This is a genomic window from Blastococcus sp. TML/M2B (assembly GCF_016612865.1).
Lineage (GTDB): Bacteria > Actinomycetota > Actinomycetes > Mycobacteriales > Geodermatophilaceae > Blastococcus.
On record NZ_JAENZZ010000001.1, the window covers coordinates 1 to 17056 of the forward strand.

Here is a 17056-nt window from a genome sequence, read left to right on the forward strand (position 1 = left end):
CCCGGGACCTTACTATAGCTTGATATTGGTGTTCGGTTCGGCTTGCGTAGGCGAGGTTGGTCCGTGGGAAGAGGGCACGCCAGTGTTCGTGGAGTCATCGTTGAAATACCACTCTGGTCGAATTGGATGTCTAACTTCGGTCCGTGATCCGGATCAGGGACAGTGTCAGGTGGGTAGTTTAACTGGGGCGGTTGCCTCCCAAAATGTAACGGAGGCGCCCAAAGGTACCTTAGCCTGGTTGGCAATCAGGTGTCGAGTGCAAGTGCACAAGGGAGCTTGACTGTGAGACCGACGGGTCGAGCAGGAGCGAAAGCTGGGACTAGTGACCCGGCACCGGCATGTGGAAGCGGTGTCGCTCAACGGATAAAAGGTACCCCGGGGATAACAGGCTGATCTTCCCCAAGAGTCCATATCGACGGGATGGTTTGGCACCTCGAAGTTCACAGAGTTACGGCGGCCATGGCGAGAGGGAAACGCCCGGCAACATTCCGAACCCGGAAAGCTAAGCCTCTCAGCGCCGATGGTACTGCCCTGGAGACGGGGTGGGAGAGTAGGACGCCGCCGGACAACCATTCCCGAAGGGGCCCCAGCATCCGTGCTGGGGCCCCTTCGTCGTCCCCCGGAAACCCCTGCACCACGTTCGGGCCGGAAGGGGACTTTCGGTACAGAAAGTCCCGGCCGCCAGCGGACTTTCGGTACAGAAAGTCCCGGCCGCCAGGGGCTTTCGGTACATGAAGTCCCGGCTGGGAGGGGGCTTTCGGTACAGCGCGTGCTGCGCGCGTGGCGCAGTGGCGAGCCCTCGTTCCGTCACGGTGACGGAACGAGGGCTCGAGAGTGCGGTGACGTCCGGCTACGGCACGACGCGGCGGATGCCGGGGTAGGAGATCAGCGCCACGACGGCGGCGATGGCGAGCGGCAGGCCGGCGGTGAGCGCGAGCGTCGACTGGTCGGCGAACCAGTCGCCGACCGTCCGCCACGCCTCTAGGAGGCTGATCAGGATCGCCAGGCCGCCGAAGAAGACGAGCGTGCCGATCATCAAGCCCCAGGTGCCGGTCTGACCCCACCGCTGGTGCACGATGCCGATCCCGATGCCCACGGACATGAACGCCAGCATCGGAGCCCCCGACGCGAGGATCTGCAGGAACACGTCGTCCACCTCGAAGACCCCCGGTGCCCAGAAGCTCAGTCCTGCGCCCCAGCCGTCGGTCGCGTTCTCGATCGCCACGAGGACGGCGATCGACAGGCCGTAGAGCAGGGCCTGGGCCGCGGCCACGAGCGCCGTCCCGAGGTAGAACGTGCGCCGGCTCAGGCTGATGCCCATCGAGAAGGGGAGCAGCTGGGTCACCGCCTGGACGTAGACCACCAGCACGGTGATGTAGAGCGCCAGGATGCCGCCGGAGAAGCCGCCGTCGTCCTCGCCGGCTGGCGTCAGGTGCCAGACCGCCACGTTGATCGCGAAGCTGATCCCCACGACCAGCCAGGGGATCCCGAGGATCACCAGGGGGTGGACGAGGTGCATGCGGCCGGCGCGGAGGACGCGGTTCACGAGGAGACCTCCTCGAGGTCGACGGGGTGGATGGGTGCGCGCGTGGCGGGCGTCTGCAGGCTCATCGCGACCACGAGCTGCTGCAGGCTGGTGGGCTCGACGGTGAGTCCCTGCTCGGCGGCCGCGCGGCGGTCGGCGGCTCCGCCGATCCGGACGACCGCCCGGCTGGAGCCGGCCAGGGTCTCCGTGTGCAGCGGGTCGTGCTGCCGGGCGAAGGCCTGCACCGCGCCCACCGGGCCGGTGACCGTGACGGCGCTGCCCCGGAGCGACTCGGTGTCGGCGTCGAGCAGGACCCTGCCGCGGTCGATGAGCAGCACCCGCTCGAGCAGCGGCGCGATCTCCTCGATGAGGTGCGTCGAGAGCATGATCGTGCGCGGGTGCTCCGCGTAGTCGGCGAGCAGTCGGTCGTAGAACAGCTGCCGGGCGACGGCGTCCAGCCCCAGGTAGGGCTCGTCGAAGAGGGTGAACGGGGCGCGCGAGGCCAGCCCGATGATGATGCCGACCGCCGAGGTCATCCCCGGGAGAGCTTCTTCACCGGCCGCTTGACGGGCAGGTCGAAGTCGCGCAGCAGCGAGGCTGCGTGAGCAGCTGCATCATCGTGGTCTTGCCGGCGCCGTTGCGGCCGAGCAGGCCGGTGATCGAGTCCTGCTCGACGGCGGTCGTGACGGCGTCCAGGGCGGTGTGCCCGCGGAAGCGCATGGTGACGTCGTCGACGGTGGCCACCGCCGTGGTGCGGGGCGCGGTCATCGCGGGTCCTCCGGGGTGGTCAGCATGGCGGTGAGCTCCGCGGTGCTGATGCCGAGCTTCTGCGCCTCGGTCAGCAGCGGGCGGACGTACTGGTCGGCGAACTCGGTCCGCCGGCGCTTGAGCAGCTGCTCGCGTGCGCCCGGGGCGACGAACATCCCGACTCCTCGTCTCTTGGAGAGGACCCCGTCGGCGACCAGCTGGTTCAGGCCCTTGGCCGCCGTCGCGGGGTTGATCCGGTGGAAGGCGGCCAGCTCGTTGGACGAGGGGGCCTGGCTCTCCTCGGCGAGGGAGCCGTCGACGATCGCGTTCTCGATCTCGGCCGCGACCTGCCGGAAGATGGGTCCGGCCTCCTCGTTCACGAGCCGACCCCGCGGGACGCCTGGTCCCTGGGTTCATTACTCATGTAACGAACCATAGAAGCGATGGGAGCGGTTCCGCAAGGTAGGTGGCTCCGGAGGGGTCGGGGCGGGCGCGCACTAGGGTCGCCGCAACACCCGTGCACACCCCTGGAGGACCCCGTGGCCCGTCGCCTGCTGTTCACCCTCGTGGCGGGCGGGACGCTGGCAGTGCTGTCCGCCTGCGGGGTCGGGACGCTCTCCTCGGACCAGGTCGCCGAGACGGCCGAGGATGCGCTCGAGGGGGAGGTCGGGACCCGCCCGGACATCGAGTGCCCGGACGCCCTCGACAAGGAGGAGGGCGCGTCGACGCGGTGCACCCTGACCGCCGGCGACGACCCCACCACGTACGGCGTCACGGTCACCGTCACCTCGACCGACGGCGACACGAAGCTCGGCGTCACGGTGGACGACGAGCCCCAGGACGACTAGCCCAGGACCAGCCGGGGCCGCCCGGCCCGGGGAGGCCTAGCCGGGGAGAGCGGCGGCCAGGGCCTCGAGGTCCTCGACCGTGACGTCCAGGTGCGGGGAGACGCGGAGCACGGGGCCGGTCATCTCCCCCGGTGCGCGCTCGCGGCCCAGGGCGCTGACCACGATCCCGTGGTCGGCCAGCAGGCGTGCCCGGGTGGCGACGACGTCGACCCCGTCCGGCGGGCGCAGCGTGGTGGTGGCCGTCGGCTCGTCCACCGGCTCGACCACCGTCCAGCCACCCCGGCCGTCGAGCAGCTCGCGGGTGTGCCGGCCGATCCCGGCCAGCCGTTCGCGGACCCGGTCCGGGCCGGCGGCCAGGTGCTCGCCGACGGCGACGATCAGCCCGATCCGCCCGGCGATGTGCCCCTCGCCGCTCTCGAAGGCGCGCATCGGCGGCAGGTCGTCGGCGCCGGGCATCACCGGCGTCAGCTGCGCGGCGATCGCGGGCCGGGCGGCGAGCACGCCGACGCCGCGGGGGCCGGCCAGCCACTTCCGCGACGTCCCGTAGACGACGTCGGCGCCCACGTCGGTGTCCACGTGGCCGAGCGCCTGCGCGGCGTCGAGCACCAGCGGCACCCCCGCGGCGCGGCACAGCGCGGCGATCTCCGCGGCCGGCTGCCGGACCCCGCGGTGGCTGGGGACGTGGTCCAGGTGCACGAAGCGGGGCGGGTCGGCGCCCAGCTGCCGCTCCAGGGCCTCGAGGTCGGCGCGGCCGAGGTCGTCGACCGGCAGCGGCTCGGGCCGCAGCGCGTAAGCGCCCAGCAGCCCGATGTTCGGCGCGTACTCCCCGGGCAGGCAGGCGACCCTGGTGCCGGCGGGCAGCCGCCAGCCGGTGAGGAGGGCGGCGAGCGCCCCGCGCGCGGACTCCACGAAGGCGACGTCGGCGGCGGCCATGCCGACCAGCCCGCCCAGCACCGAGCGGCCCTGCTGCAGCAGGTTCTCCGCGGCCGCCTGGGCGACGTACCCGCCCAGCTCGGCCTCGTGCCGCGCGTGGTGCGCCGCGGCCTCCAGCGCCCGGGAGCCCTGCCGGCCGCTGGCGGCGCTGTCCAGGTGCCGTCCGGCGGGGCGCGGGCGCGCCTTCCGCCAGCCGGCGGCGAGGTCGTCGTGCGGGAGGGAGCCGGCGGGCGAGGACATCACGGGGGCAACGCTAGGCGAGCCGCCCGGTCAGGCGTCGAGATCCCCTCGAGCCACCGAGACGCCCGAGTGGGTGGGGTCGCCGTCCAGCGGCTCCACCGAGACGTCGACCAGCGGGTACTCGGACAGGTCGAGGCCGTCGGGCAGCTCCACCGTCTGCGTGCCCGGGGTGACGACGCCGAGCGGGAGCATGCCCTGCACGGACCGGTCGATCACCCACACCTCGTAGTACGCGTCCTCGAGGGCCGGGGCGTCCAGGTCCACCTGGAGCACGCGCGACCCGTCGCCCCGGACGACGACGTCCGCGGTGCCGGAGGCCTCGGGCAGCAGGTCCAGCGCCACGCTGGTGACGGAGTCGCCGTCCTCCCCCGTCGACTGCACAGCGGTGACGGCACCGGCACCGACCACGGCACCCGCGACGACGGCGGCCGCCGTCAGCAGGACCGGTCGCCGGCGGGAGCGGAACGGCACCACGGTGCCCCCCGGGTCCGCGGCCGGGGTCGCCGGCGCGGCCCGGACGGGCGAGTGGTCCGCGGGGGTGGCGGTCACGCCGGTCGCGGCGGCGATGGCCTGCCAGACCTGCGGGGGTGGCGGGACGTCGTCGACCGGAGCGGCGAGGTGCGGGACGGCGAGCAGCTCGGGGGCGCGACGCAGCGCGGTCACCTCGGCGCGGCAGGAGCCGCAGGAGGCGAGATGGGCGTCCTCGTTGGCCGGCAGGGTCTCCCGGAGGGCAGCGAGGGCCAGCTGCTCAGGCGTGCAGTGCTGCACCGTCCACCTCCAACCGGGTCCGCAGGCGCTCCAGTGTGCGCCGGATGTGGCTCTTGATCGTGCCCAGCGGCAGGCCGGTCCGTTCGGCGATCTGCGCGTGGGTGAGGTCCTCGAAGAACGCGAGCTCGATGATGCCGCGCTGCGGCTGGCCGAGGTGGTCCAGCTCGTCGAGCAGCAGCACGCGGTCGGTGGCGGCGGCGTCGACGCCGGCGGTCACCGGGCCGCCGGGCCGGGCCTGCGCCTCGGTCATGGCGGCCTCGGCCTCGCGGCGCTGCTTGTCCCGCTTGGCCCAGGCGTCGGCGATCTTGTGCCGGCAGATGCCCACGAGCCAGGCCGGCAGGGGCGAGTCGTCCGGGCGGTAGCGGGCGCGGCCGGTCCAGGCGGCGACGAACACCTGCTGGGTCACGTCCTCGGCGTCCGGGCCGGGGCCGAAGGCGCGCACGGCCATGCCGTGCACCTGCCCGGCCCACTGCTCGTAGGCCCAGGCCAGCGCCTGCTCCTCACCCGCGGCGAAGCGGCGGCCGATCTCCGCGTCGTCCGGGTCGACGACGCTGCGCGTCCCCGGTACGTGTCCCACGGCCTGAACGCTACCCATGATCGGCTCCCGCAGGGCCAGCGCCCCGCTCACGGGATCGGCTCCGCCACCACGACGACGTTGTCGCGGTAGCTGCGGAACTCCGGCAGGAACGGCCCGCCGCAGGTGATCAGGGTGAGCCGCGGCGCGCCCTCGCGGGCGAACAGCCGGTCCAGCGGCAGCGCCTGCTTGGTGATGACCTCGCGGGAGACGACCCGCCAGCGGGTCACCGCGCCGGCGGCGTCGGTGACGGCGACCTCGTCGCCGACCGCGGCGTCCTGGAGCGGGTACAGCGCTCCCGCGCCCTGCTCCCGGTCGTCGACGTGGCCGGCGATCACCGCGGAGCCCTCGGCACCGGGCTCCGGTCCGAACCGGTACCAGCCGACCCGCGCGACGTCCTCGGGGAGCTCCATCTGGCCGTCGGCGGCGATGCCGACGGCGTCGACGGGGGCGTCCACGCCCCACGCCGGCGCGCTGACGCGGACCGGTGCGGGGGCGGTGCGGGCCGCGGCGGGGGCGGCGTCCCGGGCGGTGACCGTCGGGAGGGCGGGCAGGCCCCCGCGCCGGCGGGGGCGGCCGGCGCGGGGAGGGCCTGCTCCACGGGGATGCCCGCCGCCGCCTCCGGCCGGGTCAGCGCCCAGGCGGTGGGGGCGCCGACGGCCAGGGCGAGGCCCAGGACGGCGGAGGCGGCGGCGGGTCGCATCGGATCTACCCGGTCAGCCGCGGTTGCGGGCGACGCGGAGGGCACCGGCGCCGGCGACGGCGAGGCCGGCCACCGAGAGCGCGGCGACCGCCGGCAGCGAGCTGTCCTGGTCGGCCAGGCCGGCCGAGCCACCGGGGACACCGGCGGGCATCGAGTGCATGCCGTCGATGGTCTGGACGGCGAGGTCGTAGCCGGCCTCACCGTTGCCCCAGGCGTACACGATGGTCGAGGTGCCCTCGGCCAGGGTCAGGTCGGCCGGGCCGATGGCGACGGTGTCGGTGCCCGCGAGCACGACATCGGCGGTGATCGTGCTGGCCGGCGCGGTCAGGGTGGCCTCGTCGGGGTTGGTCAGGCCCTCGACGACCGGGGTGCCACCGGCGCGCACGTCGACGGCGGGCGCGGCGGCGGTGTGCCGCACGGTCACGCGGGCCTGGCCGGCCGGGACGGCGGAGGTGTCGTTGACGAACGGCGTCAGCGTCGGGCTGCCGTCCTCCTTGAGGTGGGCGACCACGGTGGCGTTCGCACCGGCCGGGACGGCGACGTCGTCGGCCTTGAGCAGCGGCTCGCCGGAGCCGTCGGGGGCGTCGGCCGGGAACAGGGCCAGGTCGTAGGCGCCCGCCGGGAGGGTCAGCGGGTCGGTGAGGGTGCCGGGCTGGAAGTCGTCGATCAGCCGCTCGCCGTTGGCGTAGACGTCGACGGGGGTGTTCGGGACGCCGTGCAGGATCGAGACGGTGGCCGTGTCGGCCGCGGTCGCCGGGGTGGCGACGAGGACCAGACCGCCGACGACGGCAGCCGCGCCGGCGGCGCTGCCGAGGGTGCGCAGGGTGCTCATGGATCGTCCTTCCAGAGGGGGGTGGTGCCTGTCATGCGCTACTTCCCGGGCCCTCCGGGATCCGGATGCAGTTGAGAGCGAAACTTCTTCTGTTCCCCCGGTCGGGTGCAGGATGGGCGCGTGACCAGCCGCGACCGGGACGCCGAGGGCCGTGCCCGCAACGCCCGCCCGCGGGACGCGCTGGGCCGGCCGCTGCCGCACGACGCCGTGGGCGAGCCGCGGGCGCCGGAGGGGATCGTGCGAGAGCCGCTGGTCGCGCTCGCCGAGGCGCAGGAGCTGCTCGACGCCGGGCGCCCGTTCCACGCGCACGAGGTGCTCGAGGACGCGTGGAAGTCCGCCGTCCCGGAGGAGCGGCAGCTGTGGCGCGGGCTGGCGCAGCTGGCCGTCGGGCTCACCCACGCCGCGCGCGGCAACGCCCGGGGCGCGACGACGCTGCTGGAGCGCGGCGTCGGCAACGTCGTCCCCTATGCCGGGGCGCCGCCGCACGGGATCGACGTCGACGGTCTGGTGGGCTGGGGCCGGGCCCTGGCTGCCGATCCCTCGGGCGTGCGCGACGCCGCCGTCGCCGCGCCCCGCCTGCGCGGCTGATCAGCCGGCGCGGACGCGGGCGTAGCGGTCGAGGGCGACCTGCCGTTCGTGCGCGTGGTCGACCACCGGCTCGGGATAGCCGGCCGGGATGCCGCCGGGCGCCGTCCACGGCTCGTGCACGTGCTTCGGCTCGAGGTCGCGGAGCTCCGGCACCCACCGCTTCACGTAGCTGCCGTCGGGGTCGAACTTCTTGCCCTGGGTGATCGGGTTGAAGACGCGGTAGTAGGGCGAGGCGTCGGTGCCGGTGCCGGCGACCCACTGCCAGCCGTGGTTGTTGCTGGCGAGGTCACCGTCGACCAGGTGCCGCATGAAGTGCCGGGCGCCGAGCGTCCACTCCTGGTGCAGGTCCTTGACCAGGAACGAGGCGACGATCATCCGCACCCGGTTGTGCACGTAGGCCTCGCCGAGCAGCTGCCGCATGCCGGCGTCGACGATCGGGAAGCCGGTGCGGCCGGTCTGCCAGGCGCGCACCAGCTCCTCGGCGTCCGGGCCGCTGTCGTAGCCCATCGCACGCAACTCCGGCTTGAGGTACTCCCGGGCCGACTCGGGGCGGTGCCACAGGACGTCGGCGTAGAAGTCCCGCCAGGCCAGTTCGTCGGTGTAGCGCCGCGCGGACTCCGACTGCTCGCCGGCCAGGTCGGCGGCGAGCGTGCGCGGGTGGATGCAGCCGTACTTGAGGTAGGCCGACATCCGGCTGGTGCCGTTCGTGCCGGGCAGGTTGCGGCCCTCGGCGTAGCCGCCGAGCCGCTCGTCGCGGAACCGCGCCCAGGCGTCGAGCGCGGCCCGCTCGCCGGCGTCCGGCAGGTCGGCGGTGGTCTCCGGTGCTGGTGGCGGGTCGTCCGAGCGGACGCCGGTGCGCCAGCGGACGCCCTCGGGCGGGCCGGCCGGCGCGCGCCAGCCGTGTTCCCGCCACGCGCGGGCGAAGGGGGAGAAGACCTGGAACGGGGAGCCGTCCCGCTTGGTGACCCGGCCGGGGGTGACCAGGTACGGCGAGCCGGTGCGCACCAGCCCGACGTCGTCCAGCGCGCCCTCGACGGCGGCGTCGCGCTGCCGCCCGTAGGGGCCGGTGTCGGCGCTGACGTGCACGGTGGTCGCGCCGGCCTCGCGGGCCAGCTGCGGGAGGACGCGGGCCGGGTCCCCGGAGCGGAGCACCAGCGCGCCGTCGAGGTCGGCGTCCAGCGCGGCCAGGCAGTCGAGCAGGAACCGGCGGCGCGGCTCGCCGGAGGGCCCCCACAGCCGGTCGTCGAACACGAACACGGGGACGACGTCGCCGTCCGGGCCCGCCGCGTCGCGGGCGGCCAGCAGCGCGGGGTGGTCGTGCAGCCGCAGGTCCCGGCGGAACCACAGCAGCGAGGTCGGCACCCGGCCGAGCGTAGGAAGGTCGTGCGCCACCCGCTTCCCGAACGGCGTGTCGTGCACGAACCGTCGTCCGTCGTCCTCCGATGGGGCGGTATGTGCACGAACCGTCGTCCGTCGTCCTCCGATGGGGCGGTATGTGCACGAACCGTCGTCCGTCGTCCTCCGATGGGGCGGTATGTGCACGAACCGCGCACCGGGCGACGGCGGAGCGCGCACATCCGGGCGATCATGGCGGGATGCCCGAGTTGCCCGAGGTGGAGGCGCTGGCCGCCTTCCTGCGCGCGAACGCCGTCGGCCGGGTCCTGACCCGCGCCGACCTGGCCGCCGTGCAGGCGATCAAGACCTTCGACCCGCCGCTGTCCGCGCTCGGCGGGCTGGAGATCACCGGTGCCTCGCGGCACGGCAAGTTCCTCGACCTCGACGTCTCCGGGCTGCACCTCGTCGTCCACCTGGCGCGGGCCGGGTGGCTGCACTGGCGGGAGAACCTGCCGGCGGCGCCGCCCAAGCCGGGCAAGGGCCCGCTCGCCCTGCGCGTGCACCTCGATGACGGGAACGGGTTCGACCTCACCGAGCAGGGCACCCGCAAGGGGCTGGCGATCTACGTCGTCCGCACGCCGGCCGAGGTGCCGGGCATCGCCCGGCTGGGTCCCGATGCGCTCGAGGTGGACCGGGAGACCTTCGCCGCCCTCATGGCCGGCCGGTCGGGGCAGCTCAAGGGCGCGCTCACCGATCAGACGCTGCTCTCCGGGATCGGCAACGCCTACTCCGACGAGATCCTGCACGCCGCGCGGCTCTCGCCGTTCAAGGGCGCCGACAAGCTCAAGGACGACGAACTGGTCCGTCTCCACGATGCCGTGCACGCCACGCTCACCGACGCGCTCGAACGCCAGGTCGGGCAGCGCGCGGCGACGATGAAGGGCGAGAAGCGCTCCGGGTTGCAGGTGCACGCGCGCACCGGGCTGCCGTGCCCCGTCTGCGGCGACACGGTGCGCGAGGTCAGCTTCGCCGACACCTCGCTGCAGTACTGCCCCACCTGCCAGACCGGCGGCAAGCCGCTGGCCGACCGGCGGATGTCCAAGCTCCTGCGCTGACGCCGCCGACCCGATGCGTGAAGGCGGCGACGACGGGGGTAGCAGTGCCCGGTGACCGCCGCCGCCCTCCCCGCGTCGTCCGAGGAGGCCGTCGCGGCCACGGCCGGGGCCTTCGTGGCGCTGATCGACGGCGGCTGGTCCCTGCCGCTCCCGGGGTCGGGCGACACGGCCGGGCGCTGGCGGGCCCTCCGCGACCTGGGCGCCGCCGACCTGCCCCTCGCCCGCCTCGCCGAGGGGCACGCCGATGCCGTGGCCGTCCTCGCCGAGCTGGGCGGCCCGCCCGTGACGAGCGGGGAGCGCCTCGGCGTCTGGGCCGCCGAGCCGCCCTCGGGCCGGGTGACTGCCCGCCGGGGCCCCGGCGGCTGGCGCCTCGACGGGCGCAAGCAGTGGTGCTCGGGGGCGCGGGTGTGCACCGCGGCCCTGGTCACCGCGCACGCCGACGACGGGCGGCGGCTGTTCCTCGTCGACCTCTCCTCGCCCGGTGTCGCCCCGGCACCCGGCCGGTGGGCCGCCCCCGGCATGGCCGGCAGCGACACCGCCGACGTGCTGCTGGACGACGTCCCGGCGTCGGAGATCGGCGGCCCGCGCGCCTACCTGGACCGGCCCGGCTTCTGGCACGGCGGCATCGGGGTGGCGGCGGTGTGGGCCGGCGGCGCGGCCGGCGTCGCCGCGGTCCTCGAGGCGGTGGTGGCCGCCTCGCCCGATCCGTACCGGGACGCGGCCTGGGGCGCCGTCGACGTCCTGCTGTCCGGGATGGAGGCCGCGCTCGCCGTCGCCGCCGCCGAGATCGACGCCGATCCGGCGGACGGCGCGGGCACCGCCGCGCGGCGGGCGCACCGGGTGCGCGGCCTGGTCGCGCGGGCCGGGACCGAGGTGCTCGAGACGGTCGCCGGGGCGCTCGGCGCCGGCCCGGCCGCCCACGACGCGCGCTACGCGGCGCACGCCGCGGACCTGGCCGTCTACCTGCGCCAGCACCACGGGCAGCGCGACCTCGCGGTGCTGGCCGACCTGCTGCGCGCCGGCTCGTGACCGTCCCCGCGGCCGGTCACCGCCCCGACGCCACGCCGGAAGGGGCCTGGGCCGGGTGGCTGCCGGGGCGCTCCTGGCCCGCGTGGACGTGGGACCCCGCATGGCGCGAGGTGGCGGTGTGCGCCGCCCACCCGGACGACGAGGTGCTCGGCGTCGGCGGGACGATGGCGCTGCTCGCCGCCGCCGGCGTGCGGGTGCACCTGGTCGCGGTCACCGACGGCGAGGCCAGCCACCCCGGCAGCGCGGTGAGGGCACCGGCCGACCTGGCCAGGGCCCGCGTCGACGAGTCCGGACGAGCGCTCGCCGCGCTCGGGCTGGGCGACGCGCGGACGACCCGGCTGGGGCTGCCCGACAGCGCCGTCGCCGCGCACGAGACCGAGCTCGTCGACGCGCTGACGGCCGCATTCGAGGGGGCCGACGCCGTCCTCACCACCTGGAGCGGGGACGGGCACCCCGACCACGACGCGGTCGGCCGTGCCGCGGTGGTGGCCGGCTCCCGGCGGGGCCTGCCCGTCTGGCAGTACCCGGTGTGGACCTGGCACTGGGCGGCCCCCGGCGATCCTCGGGTCCCCTGGGATAGTGCCCACCAGGTGGCGCTGCCGCGCGCGGTGCGGGCCGCCAAGAGCACCGCGATCGACTGCTTCACCACGCAGATCGCTCCCCTGGGTCCCGACCCGGCGGACGCCGTCGTCCTGCTCCCGGAGTTCCTGGCGCACTTCGGCCGACCGCACGAGGTGCTCTGGAGATGACCCTCCCCGCGTCCTTCTTCGACGGCATGTACGCCGACGCCGACGACCCCTGGTCGATGCGTACTCGCTGGTACGAGCGGCGCAAGTACGCCCTCACGACGGCGGTGCTGCCGCGCGAGCGCTACCTCGAGGGGCTGGAGGTCGGCTGCTCGGTGGGGGAGCTGACCGCCGCGCTGGCGTCCCGGTGCGACCGGCTGACCGGCTGGGACGCCAGCGTCGCCGCCGTGCAGCGCGCCGGCCGCCGCGTGGCGGACCTCCCGGGCGTCACCGTCGAGCACCGGGCGGTCCCCGGCGACGCGCTGCCCGCCGTCGACCTGCTCGTGCTCTCCGAGGTCCTCTACTACCTCGACCCCGCCGACCTCGACCTGCTGCTCGGCCAGGTGCGCGCCGCGGTGCGGCCGGGTGGCACCCTGCTGGCCGTGCACTGGCGGCACGAGGTGGCCGGCTACCCGCAGACCGGCGACGCGGTGCACGCCGCCCTGCGTGCCGGCCTGGACTGGCCCGTCGTCGCCGGGACACGAGGAGCCTGACTTCCTGCTCGACTGCTGGGTGCGGGCACCGGCCGCGGACCTCCGGGCCGCCTCGGTGGCCGCGGCCGAGGACCTCTGGTGAGCGACCCGGTCCTGATCGGCGTGGTGGTGCCGGCCCGGGACGAGGCGCTGCTGCTGCCGGCCTGCCTGGACGCGCTGGCGCTGGCCGCGCGGCAGCCGGAGGCGGCGGGCGTGCGGGTGCTGGTGGTCGTCGTCGCCGACCGGTGCACCGACGGCACCGCCGCGATCGCCCGCGCGGCCGGCGCCCGCGTCGTGGTCACCGACGCGGGCAACGTCGGCGCCGCGCGGCACGCCGGGATGGTGGCCGTGCTGGACGAGGCGGCCGCCCGCGGCCTGGCCGACGACCGCGTCTGGCTGGCGTGCACCGACGCGGACAGCCGGGTGCCCGGCGACTGGCTGGTGCACCAGCGGGCCGCGGCGCGGTCGGGGGTCGACGCCGTCGTCGGCACCGTGGAGGTGACGGACTGGTCCGGCCTCCCCGGGCACGTGCCGGAGCGCTTCCTGGCCGCCTACGACGCCTGGCAGGGCGCGGGGCTCGTCGCGCACCCGCACGTGCACGGCGCCAACCTCGGGGTGAGGGGCAGCGCCTACTGCGCCGCCGGGGGCTTTCCGCCGCTGGCGGTCTCCGAGGACGTGGCGCTGGTCGAGGCCCTGGTGGGGGCCGGACGGGTCGTGCTCCGCACCCCGGTGAGCCCGGTGGCCACCTCGTCGCGCCGTGCCCCGCGCGCGGAGGGTGGCTTCGGCACCGACCTGGACCGGCTGGCCACCGACGCGGCGACCGGGTGACCGGTCAGCCCGGCAGGAGCGCGGTGAGCCTCGTGAGCGTCCGGGCCAGCACGGAGCTGCCCACCCCGGCGGCGTCGCCATGCCCGTCGGCGGCCGAGCCGACCGCCGTCCACCAGTCCCGCAGCGGGGGCGGGGCGAGGACGTCGACCCGCTCGCCGGGCCGGGGGACGACGACGGCGACCTCCCGCGGGCCGGCGGCGGCGAGCAGCCGCTGCACCGGCTCGGCCCAGCGGTGGAACGCCAGGTTGAAGGTGGCCCAGTGGATGGGCAGCAGCACCGCCCCGCCGAGGTCGCCGTGCGCCCGGACGGCCTCCTCGGGGTCCATGTGGATGGCGTGCCAGGCGTCGTTGTAGGCGCCGACCGGCAGCAGCGTGAGGTCGAAGGGGCCCAGTCGCGCGCCGATCGCGGCGAAGGCGGGCGTGTAGCCGGTGTCGCCGCCGAAGAACACGCGGTGCCGCGGGCCGGCGATCGCCCACGACGCCCACAGCGTGGTGTTGCGGTGCAGGTAGCGGCCGGAGAAGTGGCGGGCCTCGGTGCAGGTGAGCGTCAGCCCGGCGACCTCGTGCACGCCGTCCCAGTCGAGCTCGACGATCCGCTCCTCGGGCACGTTCCAGGTGCGCAGGTGCTCGCCGATGCCGAGGGGGACGACGAACGGCGCCGTCTGGGTGCGCAGCAGCGCCCGGACCGTGGGCAGGTCGAGGTGGTCGTAGTGGTCGTGCGAGATCAGGACGGCGTCGACCGGGGGCAGCTCCTCCAGCGGCACCGGCGGCTCGTGCAGGCGGGTCGGCCCGAAGACCGGGGACGGCGAGACGCGGTGGCCCCACACCGGGTCGACCAGCACCCGGCGCCCGTCGACCTCCAGCAGCGCGCTGGCGTGGCCGAACCAGGTGACGGCGAGCTCGGCGGCCTCGGCCGGGAGCTCGGCGTGCACCAGCGGGATCGGGCCGCCGGGCAGCCCGACGTGCCGCTCCTCGTGCCACTGCCGGAGCAGGCCGTCGCGGGTGTTGGCGGGCGCGAGGGCGGGCGTGGGCAGGGTGTTGCGGAACGCGCCGTCGGAGAAGTGCGGCGAGCCGGCGACCACCGGGCGCAGCCGGCGGCGGTGCGCGCCGAGCGCCGTCGGCAGGCCCCAGGCGGCGGCGGTCAGCCAGCCCACCGGACCGGCGAGGACGGCGGCGGTGACGGCGGCACGGCGGAGGAGGGGCACGGGTCCAGTGTCCCAGCCGCGGGCGGGGCGGCGGAGGTTCCACGTGCAACCTCACACGGGGGGCGGGGCGGGGGCGGCGTCCTCCCTCACCGGCGAGCGTCCTCCCTCGTGGTGCGCGCTGAGGGAGGACGCTCGACGATCAGGTCACCTGATCGTGGCCGGGAGGCCCAGGGGTCAGGCGGCGATGGCGGCCACCGGGGAGGTGCGGGCGGCCGTGCGGGCCGGCAGCACCGAGGCGAGCAGCCCGGCCAGCGTGGCGACGACGACGATCGCGGCCACCTGCAGCCACGGGACGTCGAGCACGATCTCCCCCTGCTCGCCGAGCACCGACGCGACGCCGGTCAGCCCGTAGGCGCCGCCGATGAGCACGCCCAGCACCGCGGCGACGCCGGCCACGAGCACCGACTCCCAGGCGAGCAGCCCGCGCAGCTGCCGGCGGGTGAGCCCCAGCGCGCGGAGCAGGCCGTTCTCCTGCACGCCGCTCCACCACCGACAGCGCGAGGGTGTTGCCCACCCCGATCAGCGCGATGACCACGGCGACGGCGAGCAGCCCGGTGACGACGAGCAGCAGGATGTCCAGCACCTCGTCGAGCTCGGCGCGCATGGTGACGATGCCGGTGACCTGCGCCTCCGGGTCCCGCTCGGCCACCAGGTCGGTGACGTCGTCGACGGTGCCGGTCTGCGCGTCGGGATCGGCGGCGTCCAGCAGCAGCCACAGCTCGGCGGTGCCGGCGTCCGGGACCAGCGAGCGCAGCGCGTCGGCCTCCAGGAGCAGCGGCTGGTCGAGCGTCGTGAGCTGCGCCTGCAGGGTGACCTTCGCGCCGTCGACCTCGAAGGTGACCGGCGCGCCGTCCTGCACCGTCCAGGCGTCGGACGCCCACTCCGGCAGCACCGCGACGCCGGTCGAGGGCAGGTCCACCTTGTCGGTGGACCGCAGCACCGTGGTGGCCTCGGCCGGGTCGACCCCCTGCACGAACACCTCCTCGCCGTCGGGCCCCGTGACGCTGCCACCGATGACCGTGGCGGCGCGGTCCACGCCGTCGAGGTCGGCGAGCGCGCGGGCCACCGACGGCTCCAGTTCCGCGTCGTAGCTCTGCACGACGACGTCGGTGGGGAACTCGGCGTCCAGGGCCTCCTGCGCGGTGGCCTTGGTCGACGCCGCGCCGACGACGAACGCGCTGGTCAGCGTCACGCCGATGAGCAGCGCGGTGGCCGTCGCCGCCGTCCGACGGGGGTTGCGGGTGGCGTTCCCCGCGGCCAGCCGGGCGGGCACGCCGCCGAACCGGCCGGCCAGCCGGCCCGCGGCCGCGACGACCGGCGGAACGGCGCGCTGGGCGAGCAGCACGACGCCGAGGAAGCTGAGCACCCCGCCGGGCAGCGCGACCAGCACCGACGCGGTGAGCACGCCGGCGGCCAGCAGCCCGGCGCCGGGGACCAGCAGCAGCAGGCCCGCGATCAGCCGCAGCAGGCCCGGGCGGGAGCGCAGCGGCGCGGCGTCGACCGGGCGCAGCGCGGCCAGTGGCGCGACCTTCGTCGCGGCGCGCGCCGGGGCGAGCGCGGCGAGCACGGTGACGACGGTGCCGACGCCGGTCCCGGTCAGCACCGCGTAGAGGGGCACGGCCACGCCGGACAGCGGGATGGCCGAGTTGCTGCCGACCAGCGCGGAGACCCCCGCGGCCAGCCCGATGCCCAGGACGACGCCGACGACCGAGGACACCAGCCCGGTGGCCAGCGCCTCGCCCAGCACGCTGCGGCGGACCTGGCGGGCCGTGGCGCCGACGCAGCGCAGCAGCGCCAGCTCACGGGTCCGCTGGGCGAGCAGCACGGCGAAGGTGTTGGCGATGACCAGCCCGGCGACCACCACGGCGACGGTGCCGAACACGAGCAGCACGGCGGCCAGCGCGGTGGAGCTGCCCATCAGGTCGGCGGCGGCCTTCTCGGCCTGCTCCTCCCCGGTACGTACGACGGTGCCGTCGGGGGCGGCGGTCGCGACCTCGTCGAAGACCTGGTCGGCGGAGAAGCCCGGGCCGGCGGCGACGCGCAGGACGATCACGTCGGTCGCACCCCACGCGCGCGCCTGCTCCTCGGTGACGAACCCCCGGGCGTAGAGCCCGGCCTCGGGGTCGCCCCGCAGGTCGACGATGCCGGTGACGGTGGCCTCCGACTCGGACGGCTCGCCGTCCCCGTCGTACGTGGAGACGGACACGACGTCGCCGACCTCGGCGCGGGCGCGCTCGCTGACGGCGATCTCGCCGTCGCCCGCGGGCAGCCGGCCGGCGCTCAGCTCCTGCCAGCGCAGCTGCGGCGCGTCGGCGATGGACTCCACGGACACGTACTGGGCGCCCGGACGCCCCGGGAGGGCGGCCTGGACGCCTACCTCGTAGCTCGGGGCGACGGCGCCGACCGGGGCGAGCGCGGCGACCGCTGCGACGTCGTCGTCGGTGAAGGGCCGGTCCCAGGTCGTGCTGACGACGGCAGGCGGCGTCGACGTACCGGGCGCCGACGCTGTCCAGGACGGTGCTGCGGGAG

At 75.5% G+C, this 17056-nt stretch carries 19 protein-coding genes, 1 pseudogene and 1 other annotated feature; of the genes and pseudogenes, 7 read left to right on the plus strand and 13 right to left on the minus strand.

Going from position 1 to position 17056, the window contains the following annotated elements; all coding sequences use genetic code 11:
* Window positions 1–567, plus strand: a sequence feature (most likely nonfunctional fraction of RNA operon).
* A gap of 283 nt (window positions 568–850) precedes the next feature.
* From JKP75_RS00005 to JKP75_RS00015, 4 genes are read right to left on the minus strand one after another with little or no spacing between them, the layout of a single operon-like run.
* Window positions 851–1546 (minus strand): hypothetical protein, encoded by a 696-nt coding sequence (locus JKP75_RS00005; protein WP_200489700.1) that lies wholly within the window; start codon window positions 1544–1546, stop codon window positions 851–853.
* On the minus strand, window positions 1543–2061 hold the full coding sequence (locus tag JKP75_RS00010; RefSeq protein WP_242472715.1) for a hypothetical protein: 519 nt from the start codon (window positions 2059–2061) through the stop codon (window positions 1543–1545). Before JKP75_RS00010 ends, JKP75_RS00005 begins: the two co-directional genes overlap by 4 nt.
* A gap of 16 nt (window positions 2062–2077) precedes the next feature.
* Complete coding sequence (locus tag JKP75_RS19855; RefSeq protein ID WP_242472717.1) at window positions 2078–2293, minus strand: ATP-binding cassette domain-containing protein; 216 nt, start codon at window positions 2291–2293, stop codon at window positions 2078–2080.
* Window positions 2290–2652: a GntR family transcriptional regulator gene (locus tag JKP75_RS00015; protein ID WP_200489698.1), complete on the minus strand. Its 363-nt coding sequence runs from the start codon at window positions 2650–2652 to the stop codon at window positions 2290–2292. Before JKP75_RS00015 ends, JKP75_RS19855 begins: the two co-directional genes overlap by 4 nt.
* A gap of 159 nt (window positions 2653–2811) precedes the next feature.
* Between JKP75_RS00015 and JKP75_RS00020 the strand changes: the two genes are divergently transcribed.
* A complete protein-coding gene (locus JKP75_RS00020; RefSeq protein ID WP_200489697.1) occupies window positions 2812–3120 on the plus strand; it encodes a DUF4333 domain-containing protein in 309 nt (102 codons plus the stop codon).
* A gap of 36 nt (window positions 3121–3156) precedes the next feature.
* On the opposite strand, the gene egtE is transcribed toward JKP75_RS00020, so the two are convergent.
* The 5 genes from egtE to JKP75_RS00045 all read right to left on the minus strand — a co-directional run bounded on the left by egtE (window position 3157) and on the right by JKP75_RS00045 (window position 7170).
* Window positions 3157–4293 carry an ergothioneine biosynthesis PLP-dependent enzyme EgtE gene (gene egtE, locus JKP75_RS00025; RefSeq protein WP_200491261.1) on the minus strand — a complete coding sequence of 379 codons (1137 nt, stop codon included), beginning with the start codon at window positions 4291–4293 and terminating at the stop codon, window positions 3157–3159.
* 30 nt (window positions 4294–4323) lie between these two features.
* A complete protein-coding gene (locus JKP75_RS00030) occupies window positions 4324–5061 on the minus strand; it encodes an anti-sigma factor (protein ID WP_200489696.1) in 738 nt (245 codons plus the stop codon).
* Window positions 5042–5638, minus strand: a complete 597-nt coding sequence (locus tag JKP75_RS00035; protein WP_309229368.1) for a sigma-70 family RNA polymerase sigma factor — start codon at window positions 5636–5638, stop codon at window positions 5042–5044. Before JKP75_RS00035 ends, JKP75_RS00030 begins: the two co-directional genes overlap by 20 nt.
* Window positions 5639–5685: 47 nt before the next feature.
* Entirely contained in the window at window positions 5686–6093 is a 408-nt protein-coding gene (locus JKP75_RS19860; RefSeq protein ID WP_309229369.1) for a class F sortase, read from the minus strand.
* Between the two features lie 258 nt (window positions 6094–6351).
* Window positions 6352–7170: a DUF4397 domain-containing protein gene (locus JKP75_RS00045; protein ID WP_200489693.1), complete on the minus strand. Its 819-nt coding sequence runs from the start codon at window positions 7168–7170 to the stop codon at window positions 6352–6354.
* A gap of 120 nt (window positions 7171–7290) precedes the next feature.
* Between JKP75_RS00045 and JKP75_RS00050 the strand changes: the two genes are divergently transcribed.
* On the plus strand, window positions 7291–7758 hold the full coding sequence (locus JKP75_RS00050; RefSeq protein WP_200489692.1) for a DUF309 domain-containing protein: 468 nt from the start codon (window positions 7291–7293) through the stop codon (window positions 7756–7758).
* On the opposite strand, the gene JKP75_RS00055 is transcribed toward JKP75_RS00050, so the two are convergent.
* Window positions 7759–9120 carry a deoxyribodipyrimidine photo-lyase gene (locus tag JKP75_RS00055; RefSeq protein ID WP_200489691.1) on the minus strand — a complete coding sequence of 454 codons (1362 nt, stop codon included), beginning with the start codon at window positions 9118–9120 and terminating at the stop codon, window positions 7759–7761. It lies immediately after the preceding gene.
* A 233-nt stretch (window positions 9121–9353) separates the two neighbouring features.
* On the opposite strand from JKP75_RS00055, the gene JKP75_RS00060 reads away from it, so the two are divergent.
* The 5 genes from JKP75_RS00060 (at window position 9354) to JKP75_RS00080 (ending at window position 13323) form a co-directional block, all read left to right on the plus strand.
* A complete protein-coding gene (locus tag JKP75_RS00060) occupies window positions 9354–10208 on the plus strand; it encodes an Fpg/Nei family DNA glycosylase (protein WP_200489690.1) in 855 nt (284 codons plus the stop codon).
* A 51-nt stretch (window positions 10209–10259) separates the two neighbouring features.
* The gene (locus tag JKP75_RS00065; protein WP_200489689.1) at window positions 10260–11237 is read left to right on the plus strand and encodes an acyl-CoA dehydrogenase family protein; all 978 of its coding nucleotides are present in this window, start codon (window positions 10260–10262) and stop codon (window positions 11235–11237) included.
* Window positions 11234–11986 carry a PIG-L deacetylase family protein gene (locus JKP75_RS00070; RefSeq protein ID WP_200489688.1) on the plus strand — a complete coding sequence of 251 codons (753 nt, stop codon included), beginning with the start codon at window positions 11234–11236 and terminating at the stop codon, window positions 11984–11986. The genes JKP75_RS00065 and JKP75_RS00070 overlap by 4 nt, the downstream gene beginning before the upstream one ends.
* The gene (locus tag JKP75_RS00075; protein ID WP_200492651.1) at window positions 11983–12516 is read left to right on the plus strand and encodes an SAM-dependent methyltransferase; all 534 of its coding nucleotides are present in this window, start codon (window positions 11983–11985) and stop codon (window positions 12514–12516) included. Before JKP75_RS00070 ends, JKP75_RS00075 begins: the two co-directional genes overlap by 4 nt.
* A gap of 78 nt (window positions 12517–12594) precedes the next feature.
* Window positions 12595–13323 (plus strand): glycosyltransferase, encoded by a 729-nt coding sequence (locus tag JKP75_RS00080; RefSeq protein ID WP_200492652.1) that lies wholly within the window; start codon window positions 12595–12597, stop codon window positions 13321–13323.
* A gap of 4 nt (window positions 13324–13327) precedes the next feature.
* Here JKP75_RS00080 and JKP75_RS00085 read toward each other — a convergent pair whose 3' ends face one another.
* The 3 genes and pseudogenes from JKP75_RS00085 to JKP75_RS24240 form a co-directional block, all read right to left on the minus strand.
* Window positions 13328–14527 (minus strand): MBL fold metallo-hydrolase, encoded by a 1200-nt coding sequence (locus tag JKP75_RS00085; RefSeq protein WP_200489685.1) that lies wholly within the window; start codon window positions 14525–14527, stop codon window positions 13328–13330.
* Between the two features lie 174 nt (window positions 14528–14701).
* Window positions 14702–15004, minus strand: coding sequence for an FtsX-like permease family protein (locus JKP75_RS24235; RefSeq protein WP_375539228.1), 303 nt, complete (start codon window positions 15002–15004; stop codon window positions 14702–14704).
* A 1060-nt stretch (window positions 15005–16064) separates the two neighbouring features.
* Window positions 16065–16445, minus strand: a pseudogene (locus JKP75_RS24240) (FtsX-like permease family protein); the annotation flags it as partial.
* Window positions 16446–17056: the final 611 nt, after the last annotated feature.